The 6542-nt window shown below is 71.7% G+C and carries 5 protein-coding genes and 1 pseudogene; all 6 read left to right on the top strand.

Annotated elements, in window-relative coordinates; translation table 11 throughout:
* Positions 1–199, top strand: a pseudogene (locus PD653B2_RS25770) (HNH endonuclease); the annotation flags it as partial.
* 147 nt (positions 200–346) lie between these two features.
* Positions 347–1045 carry a response regulator transcription factor gene (locus PD653B2_RS20615; protein WP_085874287.1) on the top strand — a complete coding sequence of 233 codons (699 nt, stop codon included), beginning with the start codon at positions 347–349 and terminating at the stop codon, positions 1043–1045.
* Entirely contained in the window at positions 1042–3606 is a 2565-nt protein-coding gene (locus tag PD653B2_RS20610) for a DUF4153 domain-containing protein (RefSeq protein ID WP_085874286.1), read from the top strand. Before PD653B2_RS20615 ends, PD653B2_RS20610 begins: the two co-directional genes overlap by 4 nt.
* A gap of 340 nt (positions 3607–3946) precedes the next feature.
* The gene (locus PD653B2_RS20605; protein ID WP_085874285.1) at positions 3947–4858 is read left to right on the top strand and encodes a transporter substrate-binding domain-containing protein; all 912 of its coding nucleotides are present in this window, start codon (positions 3947–3949) and stop codon (positions 4856–4858) included.
* Entirely contained in the window at positions 4855–5769 is a 915-nt protein-coding gene (locus PD653B2_RS20600) for an amino acid ABC transporter permease (protein WP_085874284.1), read from the top strand. The genes PD653B2_RS20605 and PD653B2_RS20600 overlap by 4 nt, the downstream gene beginning before the upstream one ends.
* Positions 5770–5777: 8 nt before the next feature.
* Positions 5778–6518 carry an amino acid ABC transporter ATP-binding protein gene (locus tag PD653B2_RS20595; RefSeq protein ID WP_085874297.1) on the top strand — a complete coding sequence of 247 codons (741 nt, stop codon included), beginning with the start codon at positions 5778–5780 and terminating at the stop codon, positions 6516–6518.
* Positions 6519–6542: the final 24 nt, after the last annotated feature.

The following is a 6542-nucleotide window of genomic DNA, read 5'->3' as shown; positions in this document are numbered from 1 at the left end:
CGACGCCGACCACATCATCGAGCACGACCAGGGTGGTCCGACCTGCTCCTGCAACCTCGCCCCGCTCTGCCGCCACCACCACCGGCTCAAGACCCACGGCGGCTGGACCTACCAACGCACCGCAGCCCGCATCTTCCGCTGGACCAGCCCACTGGGGCACGTCCACGTCAACGACCTCACCCACCCACGACATACCTGACCACCCGACCCCGCCGGCCACCGCCGACGGGGCCACAACCCATGCCCACGCCCGACCAGGTGCGGCCTCGACCACCGGGTGTGACCTGCACAGAACCTTCACGAGTCGTCCCCCGGTCCTGACCGGATCGGCTCCTAGGCTCGCACCATGCCAGTGAGCGGAGCGGTCACCCGGATCCTCGTCGTCGAGGACGAGCCGGTGATCAACCAGGCGGTCACCGACCGGCTGCGCGATACGGGTTACCAGGTCGTCCAGGCGTGGAACGGGCCGGACGCGGTCGCCCGGTTCGCCGACTCCGAGCCGGACCTCGTGGTGCTGGACGTGATGCTGCCCGGGTTCGACGGCCACGAGGTGTGCCGGCGGATCCAGGCCGAGCGACCGGTCCCGGTGCTGATGCTGACGGCGCGCGACGACGAGTCGGACATCCTGGTCGGGCTCGGGGTCGGTGCCGACGACTACCTGACCAAGCCGTTCCGTATGCGCGAGCTGGTGGCCCGGGTGGCCGCGCTGCTGCGCCGCGTCGACCGGGCAGCCGAGCTCGCCGGCCGACCCGCCGCCGACCTGGGCGACCTGCGCGTCGAGGCGGCCTCGCGGCGCGTCTGGGTCGCGGGCACCGAGGTGCACCTGACGCCGACGGAGTTCGACCTGCTGCTGCACCTCGCCGGCAACCCGGGCCACGTCGTGACCCGGGACAGCCTCTACGCCGAGGTGTGGGGCTGGGCGGGGGCCTCGGGGACCCGGGCCGTCGACAGCCACGTGAAGGCGCTGCGCGCGAAGATCGGCGCGGACCGGGTGCGCACGGTGCACGGCGTCGGCTACGCCCTCGAGCCCGGCGGTGGAGCGTGAGCGGCCCGCTGCTTGACCAGGTGACGTCGGTCAAGGTCAAGCTCGGCCTGCTCGTTGCCGTCAGCGTCACCGTGGCCTCGGTCGTCGCGGCGATCGGAGCCGGTGGCGGGGTGCCGTTCTGGCTCAGCGTCCCGGTCACCGTGGCCCTGGCGCTCGGCGTGACCCAGCTGCTGGCCGCCGGCATGACCTCCCCCTTGCGCGAGATGACCGCCGCCGCCCGCCGGATGGCCCGCGGTGACTACTCCGGCCGGGTCACCGCGACGTCGAGCGACGAGGTGGGCGAGCTGGCCCGGGCCTTCAACCGGATGGCGGAGGACCTGGCCGCCGTCGACCGCCAGCGCCGCGAGCTGGTGGCCAACGTGAGCCACGAGCTGCGCACCCCGCTCGCCGCCCTGTGCGCCGTGCTGGAGAACCTCGCCGACGGGGTGAGCGAGCCGGACCCGGTGGCCCTGCGGACCGCGCTCGACCAGGCCGAACGGCTCTCCGCGCTCGCCTCCGACCTGCTCGACCTGGCCCGGGTCGACGCCGGGGTGACCCCGTTGTCGACCGCTCGGGTGCCGGTCCGAGACCTGCTGGAGCGCGCCGTCGCCGAGGCGCGGGTCGCCGGTCGCCAGGTGGAGTACGACGTCCGCGTCACCCCGCCCGGCCTGGTGGCCGGCGCCGACCCGGCCCGCCTGCACCAGCTGGTCGCCAACCTGCTCGACAACGCCTCCCGGCACAGTCCCGCCGGCGGCGTCGTCCGGGTCACGGCTCTGGAGACGGCCGCCGGCTGGCGACTGGAGATCGAGGACGAGGGCCCGGGCATCCCGGCCGCGGACCGGGACCGCGTCTTCGAGCGGTTCGGGACGCTGGCCGACTCCGACGGTGGCGGCGGCACCGGCCTCGGCCTCGCGATCGCCCGCTGGGTGACCGACCTCCACGGCGGCAGCATCCACGTCGTCGACCCCGAGCCCCCCGGCGCCGGTGCCCGGGTCCGTGTCGACCTCCCGTCCGAGCCGCGCCAGCACCCCGCGGCACCCCGTGTCCCCACCACCGTCGAGGAGCCCGCCGTGACGAACCCCGTCGAGATCCCCGCCGCACCCGCACCCACCGTGGTCGTGCAACCGACGCCGGCCATGGACCTGCTGTTCGGCAGGTTCTGGCCCGAGACCGGCCTCCGCGGGAACGTGCGCGCGGTGCTGTGCTGTGTCGGCGTCGGTGTGCTGGCCGGGGTGATCCTCCCGTTCCGAGACCTCGGCCTCGGCACGTTCGTCGTGCTGCTCGCGGCCGGGGGTGTGACCCTCGCCTTCAGCGCCCACCGGCGGTCCCCCTTCACGCTGACCTGCGCCGCGTCGTGCGTGCTGCTGGCGGCGACCGTGGTCGTCCGCGACGCCGACTGGATCGTGCTCCTCTGTCTCGTCGCCGGGAGCGCCGTCTGCATGGCCGGTCTCGCGAACGGTCGGACCCTGCCCGGCTTCGTGCTGGCCGGCGTCGCCTGGCCACTCGCCGGGCTGCGCGGACTCCCGTGGCTGGGCCGCTCGGCGCGCGCCGTCACCGGTCTCGGCACCAGCGCGGCCGCGTTGCGCACCGCGGTGTGGTCGGTGCTGGGCATGGTCGTCTTCGGCCTGCTGTTCGCCTCGGCCGACGCGGTCTTCGCCGAGTGGGCGGGCGCTCTCGTGCCCGACCTGCACCTCGACACGTTCGTGCTGCGGGCGTTCATCGCCGTGGCCGTGGGTGGCGTCGTGCTGGCGGCGACGTACCTCGCACTGAACCCTCCCCACGTCGACCTCGCAGGCGGTACGGCGCGACCCGTCGCGCACCGCTACGAGTGGCTGGCCCCGGTGCTGATCGTCGACGGCGTCTTCCTGACGTTCCTCGCCGCACAGGCCACCGTGATCTTCGGCGGGCACGACTACCTCGAGCGCACCACCGGCCTCACCTATGCGGAGTACGTCCACCAGGGCTTCGGCCAGCTGACGGTCGCCACCGCGCTCACCCTCCTCGTGGTGTGGGCGGCCGCGCGCAAGGCATCGCGCGCGACACCCGCCGACCTGGCCTGGCTCCGCGGCTCTCTCGGCCTGCTCTGCGCACTGACGCTGGTCGTGGTCGCCTCCGCTCTCTACCGCATGCACGTCTACCAGGAGGCCTACGGCTTCACCCGGCTCCGTCTCCTGGTCGACGTGTTCGAGGGCTGGCTCGGGCTGCTGGTGCTCGGCGTGCTGGCGACCGGCGTGACGCTGCGCGCCCGCTGGCTGCCCCGCGCCGCGCTGCTCAGCGGCGCCGGTGCGCTGCTGCTGCTGGCCGCGGTCAACCCGGACGCCTGGATCGCTCAGCACAATCTGGACCGGTACGACGAGACCGGCAAGGTCGACTGGTCCTACCTCCAAGGACTGTCCGCGGACGCGGTGCCGGTCCTCGCCACCCTCCCGGACGACGTCGTCGACTGCGCCCTGACGGGCCGCGGGCCGCGCAGCAGCGACGACTGGCTGGAGTGGAACCTGGGCCGGCACCGCGCCGCGTCGGTGATGCGCGACCACCTGGGCGCCCGGCCGTACTCCGACGACGTCTGCGCGAACCGCTGACCGACCTCGCCGGTCTCGAGGCCGACGGGCGCACCTCGTCCTACCGGGGTGGCGAGGTCCCGGGACCGCACACGCTGCGTAAGGGGAGGCCCCGAGACCTGCCAGTTACCTGGTTCCTTGGTACCGCTCCCGGGTGGCCGCCGGACCACCCTTTCGGGTGACCTGCAGCCTCGACCGCTGCCGCGCCGGGGCGGACCGAGCGGACACCGGCCGTCGAACGGGAGCCGTCGCGTCAGGCGGGCAGCCGCGAAATGTTCCCGGCGATCTGCTGCTGCGCGCCGCATTCTTCTGCCATTCTGCAGATGGACGCGGGTGTGCGTCCGACCCGAGGAGGCGCTCCATGTTCAAGCGGCACTCGTTGATCACGACAACGGCCCTGCTGGCCCTGGTCCTCACGGGATGCGGAAGCGACGGCGGGAGCGATGCGGCCGACGCCCCGGCGAAGGGCAGCGGCGTGTGCGGCACGACCGACGCCTCCGGCGACGCGCTCGCCGAGATCTGCGACCAGGGCACCATCACGGTCTCGACCGACCCGGCGTACCCGCCGCAGTCGTCGCTCGACGCCAAGTCCGGCACGTACGTCGGCTTCGACATCGACGTGGCGACCGAGATCGCCAAGCGCCTCGGCGTCGAGATCGCCTGGGAGACGCCGTCCTGGGACGTCATCACCGCCGGCGGCTGGAACAACCGCTGGCAGATGAGCGTCGGCTCGATGACACCGACCAACGACCGGCAGAAGGTCCTCGACTTCACCCAGCCGTACTACTACACGCCCGCGGTCGTCGTCGTGAACGAGGACAACACCAGTGTCAGTGACCTGAGCACCGACCTGGACGGCAAGAAGATCGGGGTCTGCTCGGGCTGCACCTACGACCAGTTCCTCACCAAGACCCTGGCGATCAAGGGCTTCACCTTCGACTTCATCATCGACGACGCCGTCGTCTCGGGCTACGACACCGACACCACCGCACTGCAGGACCTCGCACTGGGCGACGGCACCCGGCTCGACGCGGTGATCACGTCGTCGACGACGGCCCAGGGCTACATCGACGCGGGCAATCCGGTCAAGATCGTCGGCGACCCGGTCTTCTACGAGCCGCTGGCGGTCGCGATCGACAAGTCCTCCGAGCTCGACCCGGCGAGCCTGGCCCAGGCGGTGGACGAGATCGTCGGCGAGATGCACGACGACGGCACGCTCACGACGTTGTCGAAGAAGTGGTACGACGGGGCCGACCTGACCGTCCAGCAGTGAGCCCGGCACCGAGCGACGAGTCGCGGCTGGAGCGGCTCGCGCTCGCCAGCGCGCGGGTGCCGTTCCGGCTGAAGGTCGCCGCCGTCTGGGTCGTGCTCTTCGTGCTGCTCGCCCTCTTCGTCCTGGCCGCGGGCTTCGACCGCGACTGGATCCGCGACAACATCCGCTACATCGCCGGGGGGCTCCGCTACACGATGGTGATGGCGGTCGGGGGCATCGCCATCGCGGTCGTGCTCGCCACGATGGGGGCGCTGGCCCGGCTGTCGCGGAACTCGGTCGCCTACGGCATCTCGGGGTTCTACGTCTCGTTCTTCCGGGGCACCCCTCTCATCGTGCAGATGTTCCTGATCTACCTGGCGCTGCCGCCGGTCGGCCGCAACCTCGCCGACCGCTACACCTGGCTGCCGCCCGACTTCGACTCGGTGTTCGTCCTCTCGGCCGCCATGGCCGGCACCCTGGCGCTGGGCCTCAACTACGGCGCCTACATGACCGAGATCTTCCGAGCCGGCATCCAGGCCGTCGCCATCGGCCAGGGTGAGGCCGCGGACGCGCTCGGGATGACCCAGGGCCAGAAGATGCGGCGGGTGATCCTGCCGCAGGCCTTCCGCGTGATCATCCCTCCGACCGGCAACGAGTTCATCGCGATGATGAAGGACACCGCGCTGGTGTCCTTCCTCGGCGTCACCGTCGCCAGCGCGGAGATCTTCCGGCGGGCGCAGCTGCTCGGCAAGGCCGACTTCAAGAACCTCGAGGCCTACCTCGCATGCGCGCTGATCTACTGGGGACTCACCGCGATCTTCACCCTCTTCCAGCGGCAGTTGGAGAACCGGCTGGCCCGCGGTTACATACGGACCCCCATGAAGGCCCTCCCGGTCCAGCCCCACGGCGGCGGCGGAGGGCTCGCCTCATGACCGATCCCATCGTCCGCATCGACGGGCTGCACAAGCGCTTCGGGGACCTCGAGGTCGTCAAGGGCGTGGACCTCGAGGTCCAGCGCGGCGAGGTGGTCGTGATCTTCGGCCGGTCCGGGTCGGGGAAGTCCACGCTGCTGCGTTGCGTGAACATGATCGAGGACCCGAGCGAGGGATCGATCGAGGTGTCCGGCGTACGCCTCTCCGGCGGCCACCGGACCCGGCGCAAGCGCCGCCAGATCCGCGAGCTCCGGCTGCGGACCGGCATGGTGTTCCAGCAGTTCAACCTCTTCCCCAACATGACCGTGCTGGGCAACGTCATGTCGGGCCCGATCTGCGCCGGGGAGAAGGAGGCGGCGGTCGAGGTCCGCGCGCGCGACCTGCTCGACCGGGTGGGACTCGCCGACAAGGCAGGTGAGCACCCGATCCGCCTGTCCGGCGGCCAGCAGCAGCGCGTGGCCATCGCCCGCGCGCTGGCGATGCAGCCCGACGTGATGCTCTTCGACGAGCCGACCTCGGCACTCGACCCCGAGCTGACCGGCGAGGTGCTCTCGGTGATGACCGCACTGGCCACCGACCTGCACATGACGATGATGGTGGTGACCCACGAGATGGGGTTCGCCCGGGAGGTCGCCGACCGGATGTGCTTCTTCCACGAGGGCCGGATCCTCGAGGAGGGGACGCCGGAGCAGATGGTCGGGTCGCCCCGGTTCCCGGAGACCAGGACCTTCCTCGACGCCGTGCTCTGAATATGCTGACTCATCGCCCGGAAG

This window comes from Nocardioides sp. PD653-B2 (assembly GCF_002117935.1).
Taxonomy (GTDB): Bacteria; Actinomycetota; Actinomycetes; order Propionibacteriales; family Nocardioidaceae; genus Nocardioides.
The sequence above is the reverse complement of the archived record's forward strand: the minus strand, read 5'-3'. Positions and strand labels throughout refer to the sequence as shown.

Coding starts and splice junctions, on each gene's coding strand:
- PD653B2_RS20605 (WP_085874285.1), top strand. CDS start 3,947: ATGTTCAAGCGGCACTCGTTGATCACGACAACGGCCCTGCTGGCCCTG.
- PD653B2_RS20615 (WP_085874287.1), top strand. CDS start 347: ATGCCAGTGAGCGGAGCGGTCACCCGGATCCTCGTCGTCGAGGACGAG.